20 protein-coding genes are annotated in these 23,360 nt (G+C 72.8%); 2 read left to right on the top strand and 18 right to left on the bottom strand.

Annotated features, from left to right (window positions below; translation table 11 throughout):
• Positions 1-33: 33 nt before the first annotated feature.
• The 14 genes from ACFVS9_RS29975 to ACFVS9_RS29910 form a co-directional block, all read right to left on the bottom strand.
• Positions 34-1,362 (bottom strand): polysaccharide lyase family 1 protein, encoded by a 1,329-nt coding sequence (locus ACFVS9_RS29975; RefSeq protein WP_389937380.1) that lies wholly within the window; start codon positions 1,360-1,362, stop codon positions 34-36.
• Between the two features lie 85 nt (positions 1,363-1,447).
• Complete coding sequence (locus tag ACFVS9_RS29970) at positions 1,448-2,266, bottom strand: rhamnogalacturonan acetylesterase (RefSeq protein WP_389937377.1); 819 nt, start codon at positions 2,264-2,266, stop codon at positions 1,448-1,450.
• A gap of 135 nt (positions 2,267-2,401) precedes the next feature.
• The gene (locus tag ACFVS9_RS29965; RefSeq protein ID WP_383116156.1) at positions 2,402-3,736 is read right to left on the bottom strand and encodes an ABC transporter substrate-binding protein; all 1,335 of its coding nucleotides are present in this window, start codon (positions 3,734-3,736) and stop codon (positions 2,402-2,404) included.
• Between the two features lie 44 nt (positions 3,737-3,780).
• Positions 3,781-3,993 carry a hypothetical protein gene (locus ACFVS9_RS29960; protein WP_389937374.1) on the bottom strand — a complete coding sequence of 71 codons (213 nt, stop codon included), beginning with the start codon at positions 3,991-3,993 and terminating at the stop codon, positions 3,781-3,783.
• A 27-nt stretch (positions 3,994-4,020) separates the two neighbouring features.
• Positions 4,021-5,571 (bottom strand): family 43 glycosylhydrolase, encoded by a 1,551-nt coding sequence (locus ACFVS9_RS29955; protein ID WP_389937371.1) that lies wholly within the window; start codon positions 5,569-5,571, stop codon positions 4,021-4,023.
• Positions 5,568-6,392 carry a PmoA family protein gene (locus ACFVS9_RS29950; protein WP_383116159.1) on the bottom strand — a complete coding sequence of 275 codons (825 nt, stop codon included), beginning with the start codon at positions 6,390-6,392 and terminating at the stop codon, positions 5,568-5,570. Before ACFVS9_RS29950 ends, ACFVS9_RS29955 begins: the two co-directional genes overlap by 4 nt.
• Entirely contained in the window at positions 6,389-7,561 is a 1,173-nt protein-coding gene (locus ACFVS9_RS29945) for a Gfo/Idh/MocA family protein (protein WP_383116160.1), read from the bottom strand. The genes ACFVS9_RS29950 and ACFVS9_RS29945 overlap by 4 nt, the downstream gene beginning before the upstream one ends.
• A gap of 67 nt (positions 7,562-7,628) precedes the next feature.
• Positions 7,629-8,546, bottom strand: coding sequence for a carbohydrate ABC transporter permease (locus tag ACFVS9_RS29940; RefSeq protein ID WP_389937367.1), 918 nt, complete (start codon positions 8,544-8,546; stop codon positions 7,629-7,631).
• The gene (locus ACFVS9_RS29935) at positions 8,543-9,481 is read right to left on the bottom strand and encodes a carbohydrate ABC transporter permease (protein ID WP_383116162.1); all 939 of its coding nucleotides are present in this window, start codon (positions 9,479-9,481) and stop codon (positions 8,543-8,545) included. The genes ACFVS9_RS29940 and ACFVS9_RS29935 overlap by 4 nt, the downstream gene beginning before the upstream one ends.
• A 123-nt stretch (positions 9,482-9,604) precedes the next feature.
• A complete protein-coding gene (araD, locus tag ACFVS9_RS29930) occupies positions 9,605-11,350 on the bottom strand; it encodes an L-arabinonate dehydratase (protein WP_383116163.1) in 1,746 nt (581 codons plus the stop codon).
• On the bottom strand, positions 11,347-12,249 hold the full coding sequence (locus ACFVS9_RS29925; RefSeq protein ID WP_383116169.1) for a dihydrodipicolinate synthase family protein: 903 nt from the start codon (positions 12,247-12,249) through the stop codon (positions 11,347-11,349). Before ACFVS9_RS29925 ends, araD begins: the two co-directional genes overlap by 4 nt.
• Positions 12,250-12,299: 50 nt before the next feature.
• Positions 12,300-12,956, bottom strand: a complete 657-nt coding sequence (locus tag ACFVS9_RS29920; protein ID WP_383116164.1) for a GntR family transcriptional regulator — start codon at positions 12,954-12,956, stop codon at positions 12,300-12,302.
• Between the two features lie 200 nt (positions 12,957-13,156).
• Entirely contained in the window at positions 13,157-14,341 is a 1,185-nt protein-coding gene (locus ACFVS9_RS29915) for a hypothetical protein (RefSeq protein WP_389937362.1), read from the bottom strand.
• The gene (locus ACFVS9_RS29910) at positions 14,338-15,297 is read right to left on the bottom strand and encodes a 5-dehydro-4-deoxyglucarate dehydratase (protein ID WP_383116166.1); all 960 of its coding nucleotides are present in this window, start codon (positions 15,295-15,297) and stop codon (positions 14,338-14,340) included. The genes ACFVS9_RS29915 and ACFVS9_RS29910 overlap by 4 nt, the downstream gene beginning before the upstream one ends.
• A 340-nt stretch (positions 15,298-15,637) precedes the next feature.
• On the opposite strand from ACFVS9_RS29910, the gene ACFVS9_RS29905 reads away from it, so the two are divergent.
• Together ACFVS9_RS29905 and ACFVS9_RS29900 are read left to right on the top strand one after the other, a co-directional pair.
• Complete coding sequence (locus ACFVS9_RS29905; protein WP_389937359.1) at positions 15,638-16,447, top strand: NAD-dependent epimerase/dehydratase family protein; 810 nt, start codon at positions 15,638-15,640, stop codon at positions 16,445-16,447.
• Positions 16,448-16,591: 144 nt separating this feature from the next.
• Positions 16,592-17,800 (top strand): TerD family protein, encoded by a 1,209-nt coding sequence (locus ACFVS9_RS29900; RefSeq protein ID WP_389937356.1) that lies wholly within the window; start codon positions 16,592-16,594, stop codon positions 17,798-17,800.
• Between the two features lie 162 nt (positions 17,801-17,962).
• Here ACFVS9_RS29900 and ACFVS9_RS29895 read toward each other — a convergent pair whose 3' ends face one another.
• The 4 genes from ACFVS9_RS29895 to ACFVS9_RS29880 all read right to left on the bottom strand — a co-directional run bounded on the left by ACFVS9_RS29895 (position 17,963) and on the right by ACFVS9_RS29880 (position 23,234).
• Positions 17,963-18,193, bottom strand: a complete 231-nt coding sequence (locus tag ACFVS9_RS29895) for a hypothetical protein (RefSeq protein WP_014156926.1) — start codon at positions 18,191-18,193, stop codon at positions 17,963-17,965.
• Positions 18,194-18,272: 79 nt separating this feature from the next.
• Positions 18,273-19,853 (bottom strand): TROVE domain-containing protein, encoded by a 1,581-nt coding sequence (locus ACFVS9_RS29890; RefSeq protein WP_389937353.1) that lies wholly within the window; start codon positions 19,851-19,853, stop codon positions 18,273-18,275.
• Positions 19,854-20,426: 573 nt separating this feature from the next.
• Positions 20,427-21,881 (bottom strand): hypothetical protein, encoded by a 1,455-nt coding sequence (locus tag ACFVS9_RS29885; RefSeq protein WP_383118132.1) that lies wholly within the window; start codon positions 21,879-21,881, stop codon positions 20,427-20,429.
• A 720-nt stretch (positions 21,882-22,601) separates the two neighbouring features.
• Positions 22,602-23,234: a DUF4232 domain-containing protein gene (locus ACFVS9_RS29880; RefSeq protein ID WP_389937350.1), complete on the bottom strand. Its 633-nt coding sequence runs from the start codon at positions 23,232-23,234 to the stop codon at positions 22,602-22,604.
• Positions 23,235-23,360 lie beyond the last annotated feature (126 nt).

Below are 23,360 nucleotides of genomic sequence, written 5' to 3'. Positions count from 1 at the left end.
TGCGGTGCCGCTCCGGCCGGTTCGGGGTGGTGCTCAGCAGCCGGGCATCCTGCCCGCTCCCGCCTGGCGGTCCACCAGCGCGGGGACGGCGCGCGGGCTGTCGGTGCGGGGGCGCAGCACCGGGGTCCAGCCGGCGCCCTCGGTGAGGTGCTCGGCGGGGACGCCCGCGTTGTGGACGGCGATCAGGTCGGTCTTGCGCCCGTTGACGTAGTTGTCCCCCGCGGTGAGGGAGGACTCGGACCACTTCTTCAGGATGGTGGCCTTGTCGAGGCCGGCGGGCAGGGTGAAGGCGTTGTGCTCCGCGACGAGCCGTGACTCGGCGCCGATGCCGTAGGTGTAGCCGTAGGCGGCGCCCTCGGTGGCGACGAAGTGGTTGTTGTAGGAGTCGACCTGGCCGAAGCGGACGCGGGGGGCGCGCTCCTTCACTTCCTTGAAGAGGTTGTGGTGCAGTGTCACGCGGAGCTTGCCCCGGTCGCTCGCCCCGGCGCCGTCGCTGTTGCCGATGAGCATGGTCTTGTCGTGGTCCTTGAGGATGTTCCAGGACACGGTGACGAGGTCGGCGCCGCGCACGATGTCGAAGAGTCCGTCGTGCTGCTGGAAGATCTGGCCGAAGTAGGACGGCTGGTCGGCGTCGGGGCGGTCGCCGTCGCTGAAGGTGTTGTGGTCGACCCAGACGTGGCTGGAGCCGTAGACGACGAGGTTGTCGTACTCGGAGTTCCAGGCGCCCTTGTCACCGTCGGTGGGGTCCCACTGGGGGAAGCAGTCGTAGGTGTCCTCGAAGGTGAGGTTGCGGACGATGACGTTGGAGACGTTCTTCACCTGGAGGCTGGCGCCGACGATCGTGGCGTCCTTGCCGACGCCGATGATCGTGGTGTTGGAGGGGACGTTCACGTTGACCGCGGCCGCCTGCTGCTTCGCGGACGCGACGCGGGCGTCCTCCAGCGGGCCCGACGGGACCTCGTCGGTGCCCCAGACCGCCGGGTCGTAGGCGGCGAGGTACTTGTCCAGGGTGTAGCCGTCCTGCTGGTAGGCCTCGCAGCCGATCGGGGTGCCCGCGGCGTCGGAGTTGCCGTGGACGGTCCCGGCGATCCGGACGATCTTCGGCGCGTCGCCCGCGTCCCTGAACGCGGCGATGAGCTCGGCGCGGTTGGACACGGTGTAGACGTGGTCCGCGGTGGCCCGGGACCCGCCCGTGGTGGAGCCCTCGGCGGCGGCCCAGCCGTCGCCCTGGGGGAGCACGGCGCGCTCGGTCCCCCGGTCCGGGCGGGGGGCGGCCTGGGCGGGGAGGCTCACGGCGAGGGCCAGTGAGGCGCAGCCGGTGGCCACGGCGAGGGCGCGGACGTGTCTCATGCGTGCGGGCATGGCGATTCCTTAACTGTCGTACGCGGACATGCTCGGAAATCAGCGGGTGGAGCGGTGAGGGCGGTGCCCGGGGCGGACGGAGGGATCAGGCCTGCGGCCAGGTGATCCACGACCCGGGTACCGGCTCGTCGAGGCGGCGCAGGTCGCGCGGGGCGAGCGTGCGCGTGTCCAGCAGGGCGCGGGCGGTCATCCGGGCCACCTCGACGGCGCCCTCGGGCCTGAAGTGGGTGTTGTCCTGCTTGCCGTCGGGGTAGTTCGGCGACTGGCCGGGCTCCAGCCAGTTGAAGCAGGCCTCGGTCCCGTCGGGGCCGAGTTCCTGCCAGCGGGCGAGGGAGAGCGCCTGGACGTCGAGCAGGGGCACGCCCTCCCGCGACGCCAGGGCGCGCATCGCGGCGGGGTACTCGCCGTGCGTGGGCCTGGCGGTGCCGTCCGCGGCGAAGCGGCGGCGCTCGACCGGGGTGATCAGCACGGGCTCCGCGCGCCGGGCGCGGGCGCCGTCGACGTACCGGCCCAGGTATTCCTGGTAGGTGGTGTACGGGTCGGTGCCGCGGGCGGGGTCCTCGGTCTTCTCGTCGTTGTGCCCGAACTGGACGAGGACGAGATCGCCGGGGCGGACCCCGTCCAGGAGGGCGGCGAGGCGGCCCTCGTCGACGAAGCTCCTGGAACTCCGCCCGTTCACCGCGTGGTTGGCGACGCCGAGCGCGCGGCCGAGGAAGAAGGGCAGGGCCATGCCCCAGCCGGTCTCGGGCGCGGCGTCGGCGTGTTTCGGGGCCGCCGTGGAGTCGCCCGCGATGTGCAGGGTCCGGGGCCGGCCCCCGCCGCCGTGCGCGAGTGCGGGGGTGGCGCTGAGGGCTACGGGCAGCGCGAGGAGCGCGGCCGCCGTCCGTCTGCGGGTGAGTGACACAGGATGACTGCCTCTCTCGGATGACATCGGATGGCACACGTGGGGTGGGGCGGGGAGGGAGGCCGGCGGCGGGGTGCGACCCGGACCGCCGCCGGCCCCCCGGTCACCGGGGTGCCGGCCGTGAGGACGGCCGGATCAGCCGTTGCCCAGTTCCTTCCACTCCTTCTGGGCGGCGTTCAGCTCGTCGGCGATCTTGTCGAGGAACGCCTTGGCCGTGACCTTGCCGAGGAGCAGCTTCTGGAACTCGGGCTCGTTGTCGGCCTTGCTGATGTTGTTCCAGTCGGGCAGGTAGTACGGGAGGTCGACGATCTCGGTGGAGCCGTCGGTGAGCGCCTTGGCGGCGAGCGCGGTCGGCTCGGACTCGGAGATCCACGGGTCCCCGGCCGCCTCGGTGTTGGCCGGGATGGCGCCCGCGGACTCGTTCCACTTGCTGTTCGACTCGTGGGAGGCCGCGAACTCGATGAACTTCCAGGCCGCGTTCTTGTTCTTGCTGGACCGGAAGAGGCCGAGGCCGTCGACGGGGTTGGAGACCTGGACGCGCTTGCCGCCCTCCCCGATGGGGGCGGGTATCCCGGCGAACTTGCCCTCGCCCAGGGCCTTCAGGTGGTCCTGGTAGGAGCCGAGGTTGTGGCTGAGCATCCCGATGGTGCCGGTGTCCCACTGGGCGACCATCTTGGTGAAGTCGTTGTTGACGTCGGCGGCCGGCGTCGTCCTCTTGAAGAGGGCGGCGTACTTCTCCAGGGCCGCGACGTTCTCGGGGGCGTTCAGGGTCGTCTTCTCGCCGTCCCAGAACTCGGTGATGCCGGTCTGGCCGTAGACGGCGTCCAGGGCCTGCGCGATGGAGCCCGCGCCGCCGCGGATGGTGTAGCCGAACTTGTTGTTCTTCGCGTCGGTGAGCTTGTCCGCGGCCTCGTAGAACTTCGGCCAGGTGGTGGGCGCCTCCAGCCCGGCCTGCTCGAACAGGTCGGTGCGGTACCAGAGCGCGCCGTTGTTGGCCGAGGTCGGCACGGTGTACAGGTCGTCGCCCCGGCCGGCCGCGGATCTGACGCTGGCGACCATGCTCCCGACGAGCTTGTCCTTCAGCGGCGACTTCTCCAGCCGGCCGCTGACCGGCTCCAGCGCCTCCTGGGACACCATGTTGGCCAGGTACGCGGTGCCGACACCGCCCACGTCGGGCAGGCCTCCGCCGGCGATGGCCGTGTCGTACTTGGACTGCACGTCGGCGATCGGGATCGGGACGTACTTGACCTTGATGTCAGGGTTCTCCTTCTGGAAGTCCTTGATGATCTCGGTCCAGACGGCGGTGCGCGGACCGCCGTTGTTGTCCCAGAAGGTGATCTCGCCCTTTCCGCTGCCCTCCGTGCCCGAACTGCTGCCGTCGTCACCGCAGGCGGTGGCGGTGAGCGCCAGGACCGCGGTGAGGGACACCGCTGCCGCGGCACGCCCCCGGAGCGTCTTCGAGATGTTCATGTCGGCTCTTCTCTCTCGGATCGGTACGCGTACGTGGGGGGAGGTCAGTGGTGTGCGCGGTGCGGGGCGTCCCGGGTGACGGGCTCCGGCGGGCAGGCGCGGACGCCCCGCGGTCCGTACGCGCTCCCCCGGGCGTCGGTACGGCCCGTGGTGCTCCCCGGGGAGGCGCCGCCGTGGTGCCCGGGGGTGGCGGTGGGCGGGGTGAAGGCCGTGAACAGCGTTCTCGCTCTGGTGCGCTCGGTACGGAGGTGCGTCATTGCGGCTCCCAGGTGAGCGGTGCGGGGTCAGGGGGTGCGAGCTCGTCCGGTGGTGCGGAAAGCGGTGAAACCGGCTGTTCCTGACGGCCCGTCACCGGCCGGGGCGGTGGCGAAGAGGCCCAGCAGCGCGCCGACCCACCGCCAGGGGGCGGCGGCGAAGACCTGGCCGGAGGCCAGGAAGCCGGACCCGTCGCCGGTGTCGGCGGAGAAGCGGCAGCGGGCGCCGCGGGTGACCTCGATCCGCACGCGTACGGAGGCGCCGGGTGCGGGGCGGGGGTGCGCGGCGTCCCGTTCGTGCTCGGCGACGGATTCGGCGTACCGGTGGACGAGCCTGGCCTCGCCGTCGTCCCCGGCCTCCAGGCCGATCCAGGAGAAGGCGTCCCCGAGCACGGCGAGCCCGGCCTTGGCCCCCGGTTCGCCGGTGTCCAGCGTGATGCCGGTCTCGACGGTGAACTCCTCGGCGGGAAGCCGCTGCACCAGGACGTTGGGCAGGGCGCGCAGGTCGTGCGCGTACGCGGTCCGTACGCAGCTGAGGCGCAGCCCGTCGCCCGCGTGCCGGACCGTCCAGCCGGTGCGCGGGTTGGCGGTCCACTGCCACTGCCGGCCGTGGCGCCCGCCGGGGAAGTCGTCGCTGGAGGCCGGGGCCCCGACGGTCTGCTCCGGGGCCCGCGGGCGGCGGTGCGTCAGGACGGGTTCGCCCTCGTCGCCGATGACCGGCCAGCCGTCCCCGTCCCAGCGCATCGGCTGGAGGTGCACGACGCGGCCGTGGGCGCCGCGGGCCTGGAAGTGCAGGAACCAGTCCTCCCCCGCGGCGGTACGGACCCAGCCGCCCTGGTGCGGGCCGTTGACGTCGGTGCGGCCCTGGGCGAGGACGACCCGCTCCTCGTAGGGGCCGGCGAACGTCCGGGAGCGGAAGGCGCCCTGCCAGCCGGTCTCCACTCCCCCGGCCGGGGCGAAGATCCAGAACCAGCCGTCGTGGCGGTAGAGCTTGGGGCCCTCCAGGGTGAACCAGCCCGGGATCGTGTCGGCGTCCACGAGTGTGGTGCCCTCGTCGAGGAGTTCGCGCCCGTCGGGGCTCATCCGGTGGCCGGTGAGCCGGTTCTTGACGCCGGAGCGGGACTTGGCCCAGGCGTGCACCAGGTAGGCCTCGCCGGTCTCCTCGTCCCACAGGGGGCAGGCGTCGATCAGGCCCTTGCCCGCCTTGAGGAGGTGCGGGGTGCTCCAGGGGCCCCGGATGTCCTCGGCGTTGATCTGCTGGATGCCGTGGTCGGGGTCCCCCCAGAAGATCCAGAAGCGTCCGGCGTGGTGGCGCAGCGAGGGCGCCCACACCCCGCGGTCGTGACGCGGCACCCCGAAGTCGGCTTCCGGTGCGAGGCGGTCGAGCGCGTGCCCGACGAGGGTCCAGTTGACGAGGTCGCGGGAGTGCAGCAGGGGCAGTCCGGGGGCGCGGCCGAAGCTGGAGGCGGTGAGGTAGTGGTCGTCGCCGACGCGCAGGACGTCCGGGTCGGACCAGTCGGCGTTCAGGACCGGGTTGCGGTAGGTGCCGTCCCCGAGGTCGGCCGTCCAGGGCAGCGTCACGCGGCGACCGCCCTGCGGACGTGGGCGGCCGCGGCGTCCCGGCCGAGGCGCCCGTCGGCGACGACGGTGACGATCCGGCGCACGACCGTGGCCCCGGCGGGGACGGGGAGCCTGCGGTCCGCGGCCAGCGACGAGCCGACCCCCGGGTACTCGGCGGTCCGTACGAACCACGGGTCGCGCCGGGTCTCCTCGGTCGCTCCGGCGAAGACGAGGGTCCAGCCGTCCCCGGCGAGGGCCAGCCAGTCGGCGGCCCTGCCGTGCACGGCCTCCTCGCCGTCGAGCGTCCCGCTGAACACGGCGGGCGGCGCCGCCTCCTTGGGCGCGCGCCAGAAGAAGCCGCCGTATCCGGCGCCGGGGCGGCCGTTGGTGGCGGGGCTGCCGATGGAGAGGTCCGCGCCGCCGCGGTTGGTGAGGGAGAAGGAGAAGTCCAGCGCCCAGGCGGTGCCGGAGAGGCCGGCGACGGCGACGGTGCGGTGCTCACGCAGCAGCTCGGTGCCGCCGGCCTCCCAGCTCAGCTCCTCCACGAATCCGTCCGGGTCGCGCAGCTTCCAGCCGAGGTGGCGCTGCGTCCCGTGGTTGTCGAGCGCGGTGGGGCCCTGGCCGCGGACGAAGGTGCGTCCGCCCCAGAAGTTGTGCCCGGCCACGTCGGGCACCGCGACGGAGGCGCCCAGGTGGTGGATGTGGTCGGCGGGGCGTTCCTCGGTGACGGGGGTGCCGGCGAGCGTGGTGACGGGGTGCAGATAGGGCCGGCTGTCGGAATCCGGCCCGTAGCCGTAGCGGCCGACGGGGCGTCCGGCGCAGCTGAGGAGTGCGGTGGTCATGGTGTGCTCACCTCGCTGGGGCGCGCCCAGGAGGCGCCGAGTTCGGAGAAGAGGGTGAGGGTGTCCGCGGCGGTGGCGACGGTGCCGTCGATGCCCCGCACGACGCGCCGTACGCCGTCCGACCCGTCGACGGGCCGGGCGTACCAGGCGGTGGCGGGCAGCGCGGTGGGCTCGGGTGCGGTGCGTACGGCTTCGAGGACCCGCATGAACGCGCCCGTGCGCTCCGGCGGCACGAGGAGCGCGGTGCCGTGCTCCAGGTGGTCGACCAGGTTCTCCAGGAGGTCGGTCCGGCCGTGCACGGCCTCCTCGGGGCCGTGTCCGGCGCGCTGGACCAGGACGCGGTCCTGCTTGTACCAGAAGGTGACGCGGCCCCGGTCGCCGTGGACGACGACGTAGGGCTCGCCGGCCTCCTCCGCGCAGAGGGTGACCGCGACGGTCACCGGGAGCCCCCCGGTGGTGGTGACCCGGACGCAGCTGGTGTCGTCGGACTCGATGTCGTGGGCCCGGAAGAGCTCGGTCTCGATGGACGCCACGTCCTCGGCCGTTCCCCGGTCCGCGAGTTCGAGCGCCGTGGCCACGGCGTGCGCCAGGGGGTTGGTGAGCACCCCGTCGACCACGTCGGTGCCGTTCATCCTGCGGCGCCCGGCCCACGGCGCCCGCCGGAAGTAGGCGTCGTCACGGACCCAGGCGCCGGCGGCGCCGACACCCCGCACGGTGCCGATCGCGCCGGAGCGTACGAGGTCCTTGACGGCCGCCACGGCGTGCGAGCCGAAGGACTGGAAGCCGATCTGGCAGGCGACGCCCGCCTCCCGCACCCCGTCGGCCATGCGGGTGTAGTCGGCCCAGGTCGCGGCGGGCGGCTTCTCCAGGAGCAGGTGGACGCCCCGGGCCGCCGCGGTCAGGGCCAGCGTGGTGTGCGTGGGGATGGGGGTGCAGATGACGGCGGCGCGCGCCCCGGTGGAGTCCAGCAGGGCCCCGAAGTCCGAGGACTGCTCCGGCATCTCCCCGGCGAACACGTCGAGTTCGGCGTCGGTCAGCGGGTTCAGCTCGCAGACCCCGGCCAGCCTGACCAGGCCCTGGTGCTGGAGCCGGCGGATGTTGGCGAGGTGCCAGCGTCCGTGGCCGCGGGCGCCGGCCAGGACGACGGGCAGGGGGGTGGTCGCGCTCATCGGGCGGCCCTCCCCGCTGGGGCCTGGCGGATCTGCGTGGCGGGACGGCGGGTGCGGGTCATGTCCGTCATCCCTTCACGGCGCCGGCGCTGAAGCCGGTGATGAGCCACTTCTGGATGAAGGCGAAGACGATCACCACGGGCACCGCGGCGATGACACCGCCCGCGGCCAGCGCCCCCAGATCGACGCTGTCGGCGCCGATCAGGGTGTTGAGGCCGACCGGGATCGTCTGCTTGTCCTGTTCGCTGAGGAACATCAGCGCGAACAGGAAGTGGTTCCAGCTGTGGACGAAGGCGAACGATCCGACCGCGATCAGCCCGGGGCGCAGCAGCGGCAGGACGACGGCGCAGAAGGCCTTGAAGCGCGAGCAGCCGTCCACCCAGGCGGCCTCCTCCAGGGAGACCGGCACGTTCTTGATGAATCCGCTGATCAGGATGATCGACAGGGGGAGCTGGAAGACGGTCTCCGCGATGACGACGCTCGCCAGGGAGTTGATCATCTGGAGGTTCTTGAAGATCTCGAAGAGCGGCACGAGCATCAGGGCGCCCGGGATGAACTGCGAGCAGAGCAGCGCCAGCATGAAGGCGCCCTTGATCTTGAAGTCGAAGCGGGCCAGGGCGTATCCGCCGGCCAGCGCGACCAGGGTGGTGGCGATCAGCGTCGCGACGCCGACGATCATGCTGTTCTGGAAGAAGAGGGCGAAGCTGCGCTCGTTCCAGACCTTGGAGAAGTGGTCCCCCGTCATCGGCCAGGGCACCAGCGAGGTGGACCCGGCGGGCCGTACGGCGAAGAGGAGCATCCAGTAGAACGGGATGAGCGTGAAGAGCAGGTAGATGCCGAGCGGCAGGTAGATCTGCCAGCGCGGTACGTCGTCGAAGGCACGCTCGCGCTTGGCGCGGCGGGGCGGGGAGGGCGGCGGGACGGCGTCGCCCCCGGCCGGGCCCGGCGTGCGGGCGCCGTTCTTCTCCACGAGTGCGGCGGTCACTTGTTTTCGCCTCCGAACTTGCTCAGGCGCAGATAGACGATCGAGCAGAAGAGGAGGATCACGAAGGCGACGGTGGTGAGCGCGGAGGCGTATCCGAAGTCGTGGCCCTCGATGCCTGTGTTGGCGACGTAGAGCGGGAGGGTGGTGGTCTCGCCCGCCGGTCCGCCGCCGGTGAGGGTGTAGAGCAGGTCGACGTTGTTGAACTCCCAGACCCCGCGCAGCAGGGTGGCCAGGATGATCGCGTCGCGCAGGTGCGGGAGCGTGATGTGGAAGAACTGCCGCATCCGGCCGGCGCCGTCCACCGAGGCCGCCTCGTACAGCTCCTTGGAGACGGACTGGAGGTCGGCGAGGATGAGGATGGCGAAGAAGGGGACGCCGCGCCAGAGTTCGGAGACGGTCGCCGCCCAGAAGACGGTCCCGGTGTCGGAGAGGACCGAGGTGCCGTACTCACCGATCCCGGCGTCCGCGAGGTAGCGGCTGAAGCCGGTCGAGGAGTTGTAGAGCAGGATCCAGATGGTGCTGGTCAGGACTCCGGAGACGGCCCAGGGCGAGAAGACCATGGCCCGGGAGATGCCGCGGCCGACGAAGGTCTGGTTGACGATCAGGGCGAGGGCCAGGCCGAGGGCGAGCTGAAGGGTCACCTGAGTGAGGACCCACTGGGCGCTGAAGCCCAGCGTCGGCCAGAACTGCTCGTCCTCGGTGAAGATCCGGGTGAAGTTGTCGAAGCCCGCGAAGCCGTTCCGCCACGGCTTGGTGACGTTGTAGTTCTGCAGGCTGTAGTAGAAGACGCTCACCACCGGGTAGGCGATGAAGCCCAGCATCAGCAGGCCCGCTGGCGCGATCAGCAGATACGGCAGGCGGCGGGGGGTGGCCGAGCGGCGCTTGGACGCCTTCCCCTTGGGGGGCGGTGTGGCCACGGCTGCGGATTGGGCCATGACGCGTCTCCGATCTCTGGAAAAGTGCTGGATGTGCCGTGCTTCCGGTGCATGGTGCAAGCGCTTTCCGCATGCCGTTCGGTATCCCGGACGGGGCGGCGCGCTGAATTCCCTTCGCCCGTCTCAGCCCGCGTACGGGTCGGGCACCTCTCCCTGGCGGGCCAGGAACGTGAAGTCGCAGCCGGTGTCGGCCTGGGTGATCTGGTCCTGGTAGAGGGCCCCGTAGCCGCGGCCGTAGCGGGCGGGCGGCGCGGTCCACCCGGCTCTGCGGAGCTCCAGTTCCTCGTCGGACACCTCCAGGTGGAGGAGGCGCGCCTCGACGTCCAGCGTGATCAGGTCACCGCTGCGGACCAGGGCGAGCGGTCCGCCGACGAACGACTCGGGCGCGATGTGCAGGACGCAGGCCCCGTAACTGGTGCCGCTCATCCGGGCGTCGGAGAGCCGCACCATGTCCCGTACGCCCTGCTTCAGCAGGTAGTCGGGGATCGGCAGCATGCCGTACTCGGGCATGCCGGGTCCGCCCTTGGGGCCGGCGTTGCGCAGCACCAGCACGTGGTCCGGGGTGAGGGCCAGCGCCGGGTCGTTGATGGTCCGCTGCATCTCCTTGTAGTCGTCGAAGACGACGGCGGGACCGGTGTGGCGCAGCAGGTGCGGTTCGGCGGCGATGTGCTTGATGACCGCGCCGTCCGGGCAGAGGTTGCCGCGGAGGACCGCCACGCCGCCCTCCTCCGCCAGCGGGTTGTCGCGCTCCCTGATGACGTCGGCGTCGTGCACGAGCGCCCCGTCGAGCTGTTCGCGCATCGTGGTGTGCGTGACGGTGGGCCGGTCCAGGTGGAGTACGTCGGTGAGGCGGGCCAGGAACCCGGGCAGCCCCCCGGCGAAGTGGAAGTCCTCCATCAGGTAGCGGCCGCCGGGGCGGAGGTTGGCGAGGACGGGCACGGTGCGGGCGACGCGGTCGAAGTCGTCCAGGGTGAGCTTCACCCCGGAGCGGCCGGCCATCGCGATCAGGTGGATGACGGCGTTGGTGGAGCCGCCGAGCGCGAGGACCGTGGCGACCGCGTCCTCGTAGGCGTCGGCGGTGAGGATCTGCGACAACGTCAGCTGCTGCCACACCAGTTCGACGATCCGGATCCCGGACTGTGCCGCCATCCGGTCGTGGCCGGAGTCCACGGCCGGGATGGAGGAGGCGCCCGGCACCGTGACGCCCAGCGCCTCGGCGGCGGCCGTCAGGGTCGAGGCGGTGCCCATCGTCATGCAGTGGCCGGGCGAGCGGGCCAGCCCGTTCTCCAGCTCGGCCATCTCGCAGTCGCCGATGAGGCCGGCCCGCTTGTCGTCCCAGTACTTCCACATGTCCGTGCCGGAGCCCAGGACCTCGTTGCGCCAGTGGCCCGGCAGCATCGGCCCGGCGGGCACGAAGACGGCCGGCAGGTCGACGGACGCGGCTCCCATGAGCAGCGCGGGCGTCGACTTGTCGCAGCCGCCCAGCAGCACGGCTCCGTCGACGGGGTAGGAACGCAGCAGCTCCTCCGTCTCCATCGCCAGCATGTTGCGGTAGAGCATCGGGGTGGGCTTCTGGAAGGTCTCCGAGAGAGTGGAGACCGGGAACTCCAGCGGGAAGCCGCCCGCCTGCCAGACGCCCCGCTTGACCGCCTGCGCGCGCTCGCGCAGGTGGACGTGGCAGGGGTTGATGTCGGACCAGGTGTTGAGGATCGCGATGACGGGCTTGCCCAGGTGCTCCTCGGGGAGGTAGCCGAGCTGCCGGGTGCGGGCGCGGTGGCTGAAGGTGCGGAGCCCGTCCGTGCCGTACCACTGGTGGCTGCGCAGTTCCTCGGGGGCGATGCGGCGGCCCGCCGTGCCGGTGCCGGTCATATCGACCACCCGGCGACCAGGCCGGCGACCTCGGCGCGCTGCTCCTCGGGCAGCGCCCGGCTGGGTGCGCGTACGTCGCGGCGGCAGAGCCCGAGCGAGGCCAGGGCCTCCTTGACGACCGTCACGTTGTTGGCGGACTGCCCGTCGGCGCGCAGTTCCTCGAAGCGGCGGATCTGCTCCCAGACCTTCATCGCGGCGAGGTAGTCGCCGGCCCGGAGCGCCTCCAGCATGGCGAGGGAGACGCCGGGGGCGACGTTGACGAGTCCGGAGGTGAAGCCGGCGGCGCCGGTGGCGAAGTAGGAGGGGGCGTAGAGCTCGGCGAGCCCGGCGACCCACACGAACCGCTCCAGGCCTGCGTCCCTGGCGAACGCGCCGAAGCGGGCGGCGTCGGGGACGGCGTACTTCACGCCGATGACGTTGGGGCAGCTGTCGGCGAGTTCGGCGAGCCTCTCGCCCGCGAGCAGCGGGTTGCGGACGTAGGGGACGACCCCGAGCCCGGGGACCGCCTCGGCGATGGCCCGGTGGTAGTCGATCCAGCCCTCCTGCGAGACGTAGGGGTGGACCGGCTGGTGCACCATCACCATCTCCGCCCCGGCGTCCCTCGCGTGCTCGGCGGCGGCCACGGCGGTCGGCACGTCGTGGCCGACGCCCACCAGGACGGTGGCGCGGCCTTTGGCCTCCTCGATGGTCAGCTCGGTGACGGTGCGCCGCTCGTCGGGGGTGAGGGCGTAGAACTCACCGGTGTTGCCGTTCGGGGTGACGATGCGGACGCCGCCGTCGAGCAGCCTCCGCAGCAGGGCGCGGTGCGCCGGGACGTCGATGCCGCCGTCCTCGGCGAACGGGGTCACCGGGATCGCCACAACGTCTGCGAGGGCCGCCTTCAGCGGGGAGAGGTCCATGCGGACTGGCCTTTCGTCGAGGTGCTGGTGATACATGTCCAGCCGGTGGTTCACGCCGTGTCACCTCCGTCTTCGTCGTCGGGGAAGGCACGGCGTACGAACGATGCGATGTGGTCGTGCAGGGCCGCCGCCGCGGCTGCCGCGTCGTCGGCGAGGGCGAGCCGCAGGATCTCGCGGTGCTCGGCGGCCTCGCGCTCCCAGGAGGGGATCGCCGACCAGGCCACGGTCGACACGAGGGCCGCCTGGTCCCGGATCTCGTCGAGCATCCGCGCGAGCAGCGGGTTGCCGCAGGGCAGGTACAGCGCGCGGTGGAAGTCCCGGTTGGCGAGCGACCTGTCCGCCTTGTCGATCGCCGAGTCGGCGCGCTCCAGCGCCTCCTGGGCCGCCTCCAGCGAGACCTTGCGGGTGATGGAGCGGCGCAGCGCCTCCGGTTCGAGGAGCAGGCGCACGTCGTACACCTCCCGGGCCATGGTCGCGTCGACGAGCCGCACGGTGGCACCCTTGTACTGGCTCATGACCACGAGCCCGGTGCCCGCCAGGGTCTTCAGCGCCTCGCGCACGGGCGTCTTCGACACCCCGAACTGCGCGGCGAGTTCGGTCTCCACGAGCGCCTGTCCGGGTCTCAGCTGCGCGGTGAGGATCGCGTGCTTGATCGCCTCCAGCACGTACTGGGTCCTGGAAGGAATCGGGGCAGGCGCAAAGGTCATGGGTGAAGAGCTCTCGCATCTCGCGTATCGCGTCTCATATATGACGTACGAAGTACGACGCGATGAAGCTAGAGCGGTGGGAATGTTTCGTCAACGCTTCTGGCAAAAGAAGTTCGCCGTACGTGTGCGGGGGACGCCCGCGCGCACGCGGCGCGGGCCCCCGGCGGTGTGCCGGGGGCCCGCGTCCGGGAGGGTCCGGATCAGCCGCCGCGGACGGCGGAGAGCGCCTTCGTGACGGCGTCCAGGTCGGGTCCGGAGGCCAGGCCCGCGTGGTAGAGCCGCAGTTCGTCCGCCCCGAGCGAGGCGGCGTGCGCGGCGTCGCGCTCCAGGGTGCCGGGGCTGCCGCCCATGCCGCTCACCACGTTGAAGTTCGCCGCCAGCACCCCGGGCCGTCCGGCGAACGGCCCGAGCACCGCCTCGCGGGCCGCGTCCCCGCCGGTGCAGGGCAGTACGACGCCGTCCGCCGTGGCCATGATGTGCGCGGGGTCCGTCCCCGCGTTGGCCCCGGTGCGGTGGGGCGCGGGGTCGGCGTGCAGCAGGACCTGGAAGTCCGGTCCTGCCGCCGCGCCGCGCACGGCGGCGACCGCGGCCTCCTGGAGGCGCCCGGCCACCTGGCCGCGCCACCGCAGGGTGGCGTCGGCGAGGCCGGCGCCGAGGAGCGCCTCCACGGCGGCCCAGCCCCGCTCACCGGCGCCGGCTCCGGACCAGGCGGGTTCCAGGGCGCGGCGCACGGCGGCGCGCAGTTCCCCGGCGTCCAGCCCCACGGAGGCGTATCCGGCCCGGCAGTCGTCGCAGAAGCAGAGGGACATCAGGTACTGCGCCGCGTCCCCGAGGGTGACCCCGGAGGTCTTGTCGTGGGCGTGCAGGTGGGCGAAGCCGTACCACCCGCACGACTCCAGCTCGGTCCCCGCCGTCCCGGGCCGTACGGCCGCCTCGGCCGCCAGGTCCACCAGGTAGGCGTGGACGTCGGGCCGGGCGATGCAGGGCGCCCAGGGGTAGCGGTCGCCGTAGGCGTTGACCACGGAGGTGTCCGGATGCTCGGCGCCCAGGCGGGAGTTGTGCGCGAGGACGACCCAGGAGTGCACCTGGAGGCCCGCGGCGGCCAGCGCCTCGGCCGCTTCCGCGAAGGGGTCGTCGCCGGCCACCCAGGACTGCGCGTAGGGGCGCAGCGCGCGCCCGGCCCAGCGCGCCGCGCCGGGCGGGTAGAGCACCGCGGCGTGTTCGGCGGTGACGATCCGGCGGCCGGGGTGGCGCGGGGTGAGGGCCCGGGTGGAGTGGTAGGCGGAGGCGAGCGTCACCTGCTGGACGCCGAGAGCGGCGAGGCGGGCCGCGGCGTCCGGGTCCCCCACCACGTCCCAGGGGTACAGGAACGCGGAGGCCTTCACTTCGCCTCCCCCGCGCGGTACTTCTCCAGCAGCGCGCGGCCGCCGGCGATGACCGAGCCGAGCTCCTCGACGTGCGCGGCCGGGGGGTCGGTGAGCGGGGTGCGCACCGGGCCGACGTCCAGGCCCCCCAGCCGGACGGCGGCCTTCACGAGGGACACCGCGTAGCCGTGGCCCTTGGCCCGCAGTTCGACCAGCGGCCGGTAGAAGTGGTCGAGCAGCGCGTCGACCAGGACGTCGTCGCCGGACTCCAGCGCCCGGTAGAAGGCCAGGGCGATGTCGGGGGCGAAGGCGAACACGGCGGAGGAGTAGAGCGTGACGCCGATCGCCCGGTAGGCGGGGCCGGTGAGTTCGGCGGTGGGCAGCCCGTTGAAGTACAGGAAGTCCTCGCCGGGCAGCGTGGTGCGTACGGCGCTGACGATGCGCTGCATCAGGTCGAGGTCGCCGCAGCCGTCCTTGAGCCCGATGATCCCGGGGGTCCGGGCGAGGGCGACGACGGTCGCGGGGGTGAAGACCGCGTTGTCCCGCTGGTAGACGATGGTCTCCAGCGAGGTGGCGGCGGCCAGGGCGGTGTAGTGGGCCAGCAGCCCCTCCTGGCCGGCGACGACGAGGTAGGGCGGCATGGCGAGGAGGCCGTCCGCCCCCGCCTCCTCGGCGAGCTTCGCGTACTGGACCGCGAGCGCCGTTCCGTAGCCGGCGCCGGCCACGACGGGCACCTGTCCCGCGGTCTCCTCGACGGCCGCCCGCACGACGAGCCGGAACTCCTCCGGGGCCAGCGCGTGGAACTCACCGGTGCCGCAGCAGGCGAAGACGGCCGCGGCACCGGCGTCGACGCCCGCGCGCACGTGCGCGCGGAAGGCGTCGAGGGCCACGGCGCCGTCCGGCCCGTAGGCGGTGACGGGGAAGAAGAGCGGCCCGGCGACGTCGGTGAGTCGGGCGGCAAGGGGGGCTGAGGTCACGGGCGCTCCCTGAGCAGGTTCAGGCGTGCACAATTATGATCGGTGTCCATATTTCTGAACGCCGCCACGCTAAGGCAGCCGCGCGGCGCCGGTCAAGACACGAACACCCGACCTCGAGGCGAACCGGTCGGAACCGAGCGACACTTGACGAGGTCGCCGCGAATTCTTAGCGTGTCCACGCATGTGAATGCCGTCCGTGGATTTGACGCGCCGCTCCGGGTCGCGTGACGTCCGCGTCCCCCGCGTACCCCGCTGTCCGTACGTCCGACCGCACACAGCACCGCACCGCACCCGTCCACGCCGCGCCCGCGCCCCGCGCCCGCACCGAGGAGATCCCCGCATGCCAGCTCCCCGTACCGTCCTTCTCACCGGCGCCGCCGGCGGCCTCGGCACCCTGATGCGGGGGCTCCTCCCGGCGTACGGCTACGACCTCCGGCTCTTCGACGTCACCCCCATCGAGGGCGAACCGGACGCGGTCACCGCCGATCTGGGCGACCGGGCGGCGCTGCGGGAAGCCGTCCGGGGCGTCGACGCGGTCATCCACCTCGCGGGCATCTCCCTGGAGGCCTCGTTCGACAAGATCCTGCGCTCCAACATCGAGGGCACGTACAACCTCTACGAGGCGGCGCGTGAGGAGGGCGTGGGGCGCGTCGTGTTCGCCTCCTCCAACCACGCGGTCGGCTACACCCCCCGCCCGCTCGCCGGCGACCCGCTGATCCCGGTCGGCACCCCCCACCGCCCCGACACCTTCTACGGCCTGTCGAAGTCCTTCGGCGAGGACCTCGCCCAGTTCTACTGGGACAAGCACGGCGTGGAGACCGTCTCCGTGCGCATCGGGTCCTGCTTCATGGAGCCGACGTCGGTGCGGATGCTGTCCGTCTGGATGAGCCCCGGCGACGGGGCGCGCCTCTTCCACGCGGCGCTCACCGCCGAGGACGTGGGCCACACCGTGGTCTACGGATCCTCCGGCAACACCCGGCTCTGGTGGGACCTGACGACGGCCCGCTCCCTCGGCTACGAGCCGCAGGACGACTCCGAGCAGTACGCGGACAAGCTCGTCGCCGAACAGGGCGAGCTGGATCCGGGCAATCCCGATCACGCCCGTCTCGGCGGACACTTCGTCACGGACCCGCCGCTCTGGCCCCACTGACGGGACCGCTCCGGAGCAGGTGAGGGCGTGCGCCCGCGCCCTCCCGCACCTCCGCGGACCGGGCCGTGCGGCAGGCGTGGGGCCGTCCGGAGGAACCCCCGAAGGTAAGGGAACGGCAAAGCCGGGTCGTTCGTTACCCCGTGCATGACCGCAATGACCCCCGGCTCGAACATCCCTCTCTCCGCCGCCCGTGTGGCGGTGGACGTCGCCGCACCGGTGCGGCTCGACGTCTCGGGCCTGCTGCTCACCGCCGACGGCAAGGTGCGCTCCGACGACGACTTCATCTTCTACAACCAGCCCTCGGGCCCCGGTGTGACCTACCGCCCGGGCGGCGGGTCCGCCCCCGACGCGATCGTGGTGGACACCACGGCGGTCCCCCCGGGCATCGAGAAGATCGTGGTCACGGCGAGCCCCGACGCCGCGGGCCGGACCTTCCAGGGTGTCGAGCCCACCGCCACCGTGCGCAACGCGGACGACGGCGCCGCGCTCGCCACCTTCACCCCGCCGCAGCTGGGCAGCGAGACGGCACTGGTGGTCATCGAGATCTACCGGCGCAACGGCGCCTGGAAGGCCCGCGCGGTCGGCCAGGGTTACGCGAACGGGCTGGCCGGCATCGCCACGGACTTCGGCGTCTCGGTGGAGGAGCCCGCCGCGGCCGCGCCGCCCGCCCCCCTCGCGCCGCCCGTCGCGCCCCCGGCGCCCGTGGCCGCCCCGATGGACCCGCGGATCGCTCCCCCGGCCCCCGCCGCACCGCCCGCGCCGCCCGCCGGCTCCGGCAAGGTCAATCTGGACAAGGGCCGGATCAGCCTCCAGAAGAACCAGACGGTGTCCCTGGTCAAGGGCGGCAGGCCGCTGCTCTCGCAGGTCAAGATGGGCCTCGGCTGGGAGCCCGCGTTCCGGGGCAAGGACATCGACCTCGACGCCTCGGTGGTCGCCTTCGGCCCCGACCGCAAGCACCTGGACAGCTGCTACTTCGGCAAGCTCGCCATCCTGGACGGCGCGATCAAGCACTCCGGTGACAACCTCACCGGTGAGGGCGCGGGCGACGACGAGGTGATCGTCGTGGATCTCGGCAGGATCCCCGCCGAGGCGACCGGCCTGGTCTTCACGGTCAACTCGTTCACCGGGCAGAAGTTCACCGAGGTCGCCAAGGCGTACTGCCGGCTGGTCGACGCGGCCACCGACGAGGAGCTGGTCCGCTTCGACCTGACCGGCGCGGAGCCGCAGACGGGCGTGATGATGGCCAAGCTGATCAGGCAGTTCTCCGGCGAGTGGGAGATGACCGCGATGGGCGAGTTCGTGAAGTCGCGGACCGTCCGAGGCATGGTGAAGCCCGCCGCGAAGGCGCTCTGACGGTCCTTCGTCCGGGTCGGGCGGGCAGCCTCGGTCCGGCCGGGGACTCCTTGACGCCACCGGGCCCCGGAACGGCTTACGGGGCACCCGACGGGTTTTCCCCTCAGGTGCCCCGGATCCGGAGAGTCTCCGGTGGGACGCGTTGCGTGCTCGTCCGCTCCCTCAGAGCTTGGTCAGCTTGGAGTACGGGCTCAGGATCCTCCCCTGGCGCCCGGAGAAGTCGATGAGGACCGCGTCGTTGTCCCCCTCGACAGCGAGGACTCGGCCGAGTCCGAACTGGTCGTGCGACACCCTGTCGCCCACATCGAAGCATTCGACCGGTGGGGCCGCCTGGGCCGGGCGGTTGAAGGGACTGGACGGCAGGTGACGCCGGGAACCGGCTGACTGTTTCATTACGGTCGAGTATGCGCCCTGTAAGCGCCGGACGCCATGCCCGACCGCTCCGGAGCCGTCAGTAGTACCGCATTCGTAATCAGCCGTTCCAGGGCCAGTCCGCGCTCCTGCCCGCCTCCAGCAGGGGCACCATGCGGAACGCCGCGTCGGAAAGACCCCCGAAGGTGTGGCGGTTCTCGCTTCCCGACGGCGCGTGCCCGACCCGGTATCCGGCGAGGTTCCAGGTGTAGACGGGCACGGACAGCGGGACCCCGCCGGTCACGTCGCCGTAGTGGGTGAACGACGCCTGTTCGTCGGTGACGACCAGCACCCGGTCGTGCCCCCGGTAGTGCTTGCGGACCGCCTCCACCGTGTTGGTCCCTCCCAGGTTACGGAAACGCTCCAGGATCCTCAGCACGGACTCGCCCCCGCGGTACTCCACCGCCGAACTGCCCGTGCCGAACTCCACCAGATCGGCGTCGGCGGCCCGCAGCGCCAGCGCCGCGCCGAAGACGGCGGCGGCGTCGGCCCGGTTCAGCCGGGAGCGTTCGGAGAGCGGCGACCACATCGATCCCGAGCGGTCGACCAGGACCAGGGTGCGGCCGGGCAGCGACGGGACGTTCCCCAGTGAATGGCCGAGCGCCCGCTCCAGCGGGTAGGCCCACCGCAGCGACGGCGCGTGCTGGTACGCCGCGAGGTAGCGGAAGGGGAACTGCCCGGAGGCGGCGACGGCCTCCGGATCGCTGATCCGCGCCGCCACCCCGGCCGCGACCTCGTCCGAGACGCCCGCCTCGTCGAAGTTGCGCAGGTTGCGCACGAGCGCCATCGGGCCCATGGACGGGATCACGGCCTCCCAGGCCACGGCGTCCATCGGTCCGCGCAGCCAGCCCGCAAGCGCCTCCCAGGTCATGCCCGCGGCGGCCAGCCGCTCCGCGCCGCCGGGCCCGGTGATCACGGCCCGGCGCTCCTCGGCCGGCACCTCCATCAGTGCCCGGTGGGCGGCCAGGACGCGGTCGGATGCGGGCGCCACGGCGTTCTCGGGGTGGTGCCTGCGGTCCAGGGCGTAGCGGAACAGGTCACCCTGCCAGGGCTTGGCGGGATCCGGCGCGGCGTGCACCAGGTTCAGGACGTCGCCGAAGCGGTAGCCCCTGGACGCGGTGTCGTACTTCAGCAGCGCCGCGCTGCCGTAGAGGCGGCGCACGGCGTCGGCGATCCCCCGCTTGACCGGCTTCGGTACGGCGCGGCCGTACGTCGAGGTCCAGTACCCGAGGAGCTCTCCGGGCTCGTCGGCGCGCAGCAGCACGGAGTCCACGACCCGCCGGCCGGACGGACCGTCCACCGCGCCGGCGTCGAGCCGTGCCTTCACGTACTCCGCGGCGCCGACGAGCGACGCCGTGCGCATCCGGCCCTCACGGCGCAGCCAGCCCAGCAGGCCGGCCGTCCACGCGGGGTCCTCGACGGCGAGTGTCCGCACCAGGGTGGAGAAGCGGCTGTCGCGTGCCTCGCCGTCCTCGTGGAAGGTGTCCTGGGACACGAAGTTGGCCACCGCGAGCAGGAAGAGTTCGGAACGGCTGTCCCGCAGGTGTCCCACGGCGCCCTGGTGGTTGCGCGCGGTGGACCCGGACGACTTCACGGGCGAGGTGACGCGAGGGCGGGTGGGACGGGTGTTGAAGCGTGCCATGTGAATTCCCCCGAATTCGTGGGAGAGGACACAGCGGAGGACGGGGTGCCCGAGATCATGGGTCGGCGGCGGTGCTTATTCCGATGCTCTGCCGATTGAGCTACCGGCCGGGGCCGGGCGGGACTCGAACCCGCAACCGTCGAACCAGAGAAGTATCCGTCGCCTGCGCACCGGGCACCCCGGCTCCTGTGCCTCCCGAGGTCAGGACGGCTGCGGCGTGTTCGGGAAAGGAAGTAGCCGCTGCCTTCGCACCGGGAGGTGCATGGCCCTCACCCTACGAGGGCAACGGCTGGGCGCGCGAGGCGATTTACCTTCCGTACCGCGCAGCGCCCTTCGGCGGCTGGACTGGTCGGTCGTCGCTCCCCGGGCCGTGGCGGTGTGCGGAGCGTGCTGCCCGGGGCCCCGGCCCCGCCGTCCCCGGTGCGGGCCGACCGCCCCCGTACCGAGGGGGGCCGAACGGCCTACGGCATGGAGCGGCCCCCGCGTCGAGCCGTGTTCCGCGACGGACCGGGCCGGGGCCGCCCCCGACCGGCCGCGCGTGGTTCGCCGGCCGGCCGGGGTCCGCCGCCGGGATCAGCCCTTCGCGCGCGAGCGGGCCTTGAAGGCGGCCTTGCGGGCGTCCTTGGCGATCTTCCGGTCCCGGTGCAGCCGCCCCACGGCCTCCAGCACCTCGGCCGTCGCGGGGTGCTCCACCCGCCAGGCCTGGTCGAAGAACCCGCTGTGCTGCCCGGAGAGCCCTTCGACCAGTTCCTGGAGCTCGTCCAGGTCTCCGTCGGCGTCCAGCTGCGCGGCGATGGTGTCCACGGCGAGCCAGAAGATCATCGTCTCCGGGGGCGCCGGGATGTCCGCCGCGCCGCGCTCCGCGAGCCAGACCCGCGCCAGTCCGCCGAGCTCGGGATCCCCGAGCACCGCGCGCACGGCGGGCTCGGCCTCCGGCCCGACCAGGGCGAGGGCCTGCTGGCAGTGGAGCCTGCGCAGCGGTGCGCGTCCGTCGCCGCCGCGCGCGGCGCCCAGCAGGTCCGCCGCGGCGGCCTGCGCCCCGTCCGCCCCACGCCGGCCGAGCCACAGGCCGACCTCGGTGCGGGCGGCCTCCTCGGGGTAGTACGCGATGCCGTCGAGGAGGACGTCGGCCCCCTTGTCGGCGAGGTCTCCGACGGCGGGCGCGTCCACACCGGCCTCCAGCATCCGCTCCCGGATGCCGTAGAGCCCGAGGGGGGTCAGCTTCACCATGCCGTAGCGGGTGACGTCCTCGTCGTCGGCGGGCGGCGTGGCCTCCTCGCCCTCCTCGGTCAGCAACGCCTCGTCCACCGGCCGGTATTCGACGATCCCGATGGGTTCGAGGACCCGGAACTGGTCGTCCAGCCGCATCATGGCCTCCGACACCTGTTCCAGCACGTCGTCGGTGGGCTCGCCCATGTCCTCGGGCACCACCATGGACGCGGCGAGGGCGGGCAGCGGCACGGGGGCGTCGGCGGGACCGGCCTCCGAGAGGGTCAGCAGGTAGAGGTTGCCGAGCACCCCGTCGAGGAACTCGGCCTCCTCCTCCGGGTCCCAGTCCAGGGCGTCGAAGTCGACACTGCCGTCCTCGCCGATGAGGTCGGCGAAGTCGTCGAAGGCCGGGGCGGTGGCGTCCGCGTGCACGGCCTCCAGACCGTCGAGCCAGATGGCCAGGACGTCCTGCGGCGATCCGGACGTCAGCAGCGCCAGGTTCTCGCCGGCCGTGGCGGTGCCCTCCGCGTCCTCGTCCTCCGGATCCTCGACGTCGACGAGCCCCGTGTCGACGGCGAGGCGCCACGCCTCGCTGGCGTACGCCGTACCGTCCTCGTCGTCGCCGAGACCGAGGTGTTCGGCGGCCGGGGCCAGCTGCGCGTCGACGAGTTCGCCACCCGCGCCGACCCGGGTCGCGGGGCCCGCCCAGCGGGCGAGGCGGACGGCGCGGGCGAGCAGCGGAGCGGCCAGCGCGTCCCGTGCCAGCTCGGCCTCGGTGTGCAGCCGCACCGGCGGCAGGGAGGGGCGCTCTGCGGACATCAGGGGGTTCTCCTCGGGGCGTGCGCGGGCTGGTGCGAAGGGCCGGCCCGATGTGCTCCGGGCCTTGGCCGCCGCCCCAGCGTAGACGCATTTCGTCCCGTGCCGCCCGGTTCTGCCGCACCCCGTCCCCGATGCGGGAAGCGGGCCTCCGGCGGCGCACCGTGCGGCCCCGCGGACCGGTCCGGTTCGGGCCCCGGCCCCCGGCGGCCCGAGCGGTCCGGCACCACCGCCGGCGGACCCGGCGAGGGCGCCCGCGGGTGGCCGCAGGGGCTCCCCACGCGTCTCCGCCGCACCGCGAGGAGCATCTGCGTGACGTCCGCGCCGAGGCGGACGTATCCCGGCCCGACCAGCACGCCGACAGGTACCCGCACGACCTCCCCACGCGTCCCCCGCCGCACCGCGAGGACCACGTACATGCCGTCCGCACCGAGGCAGGCGTATCCCGGCATGCCGTTCGCACCGAGGCGGGCGTATCCCGGGGCACGGGCGCCGGACCGCCGGCCCGGTGCCTCGGACGCCGCCTGCGTCCGGTCCCGTCGAGGTGCGCGGGGCCGGTCCGTCGCGCGTCCCTGGTCACGGAGCGGACGGGGACGGGAAGAGGCGGTGCGGACGGAGGCGCCCGGCCCCGGCCGCTCGGTACCGGGCCGGCGGCGGTCCCGTCGTCGGGCGTGGGGTGTCCGGCTCTTCCCGTCCGGCCCCGGCGCGTACGCTGCCGGGCCGTCAGCCGCCCGTGTCCGTACGCCAGGCCGTGGTGTTCAGCTCGTCCATCAGACGGATGTCATGGCCTTCCAGCGGGAAGACGCGCGCCCCCGCGTCCGGCGCCGCGGCGATCTCCAGGGCGTCGCCCTCGATGAGGTCGCCGCCCTCCTTGGTGGAGACCCAGGCCAGTATCGACGTGACGCTCCGGCCGGGCTCCAGCATGACCTCCTCGGGCCCCTGGTCGTTGCCGAACATCGACCCTCCGGCGTTCACGGGGACGGGAATGCGCTCACCGTCGTCGCCCAGCGCACGGACCGACGGGTAGCCGTGGACGCGGTAGGGCTTCTTGCCGCAGTTGGTGAGCGTGAGGGTGACGGCGCGGTGGAACAGCGCCGCCTCCACGGGGCCCATCTCCACGGCCGCCCCGGAGGCCGGGCAGCCGTCGGCCGGTGCCGCGGGGCTCGGCGCGCCCTGCGTGGGCACGCCCGTCACGGCCCCGGGATCCGGCACCGGCGCGGGGGCCGGCGCCCGGGTGGCGGTGGCGCGGACGGGCTCCCCCTCCCCCGCCGGGACGAGGAATCCGGCGCAGCCGGACAGCGTCAGTGCCGCGCCCGCCGCGAACGCGGCTGCCGGGATCGTCTTCCGTACGCGCATCGCGTGTGCCCCACCCCTGGAACGGTCCGTCGCCCATCTGTTCGATCATGCCAGACCCCTTCCACCGTTCAGCGTCTCTTGCCCCTCACCCGAAGCAGAACTAAGTGGACCCGCGCCCACCGGGCG

Origin of the sequence: Streptomyces sp. NPDC058008, assembly GCF_042886395.1 — a bacterium.
Classification (GTDB): domain Bacteria; phylum Actinomycetota; class Actinomycetes; order Streptomycetales; family Streptomycetaceae; genus Streptomyces.
This window is presented reverse-complemented; position numbering and strand designations above follow the sequence as displayed.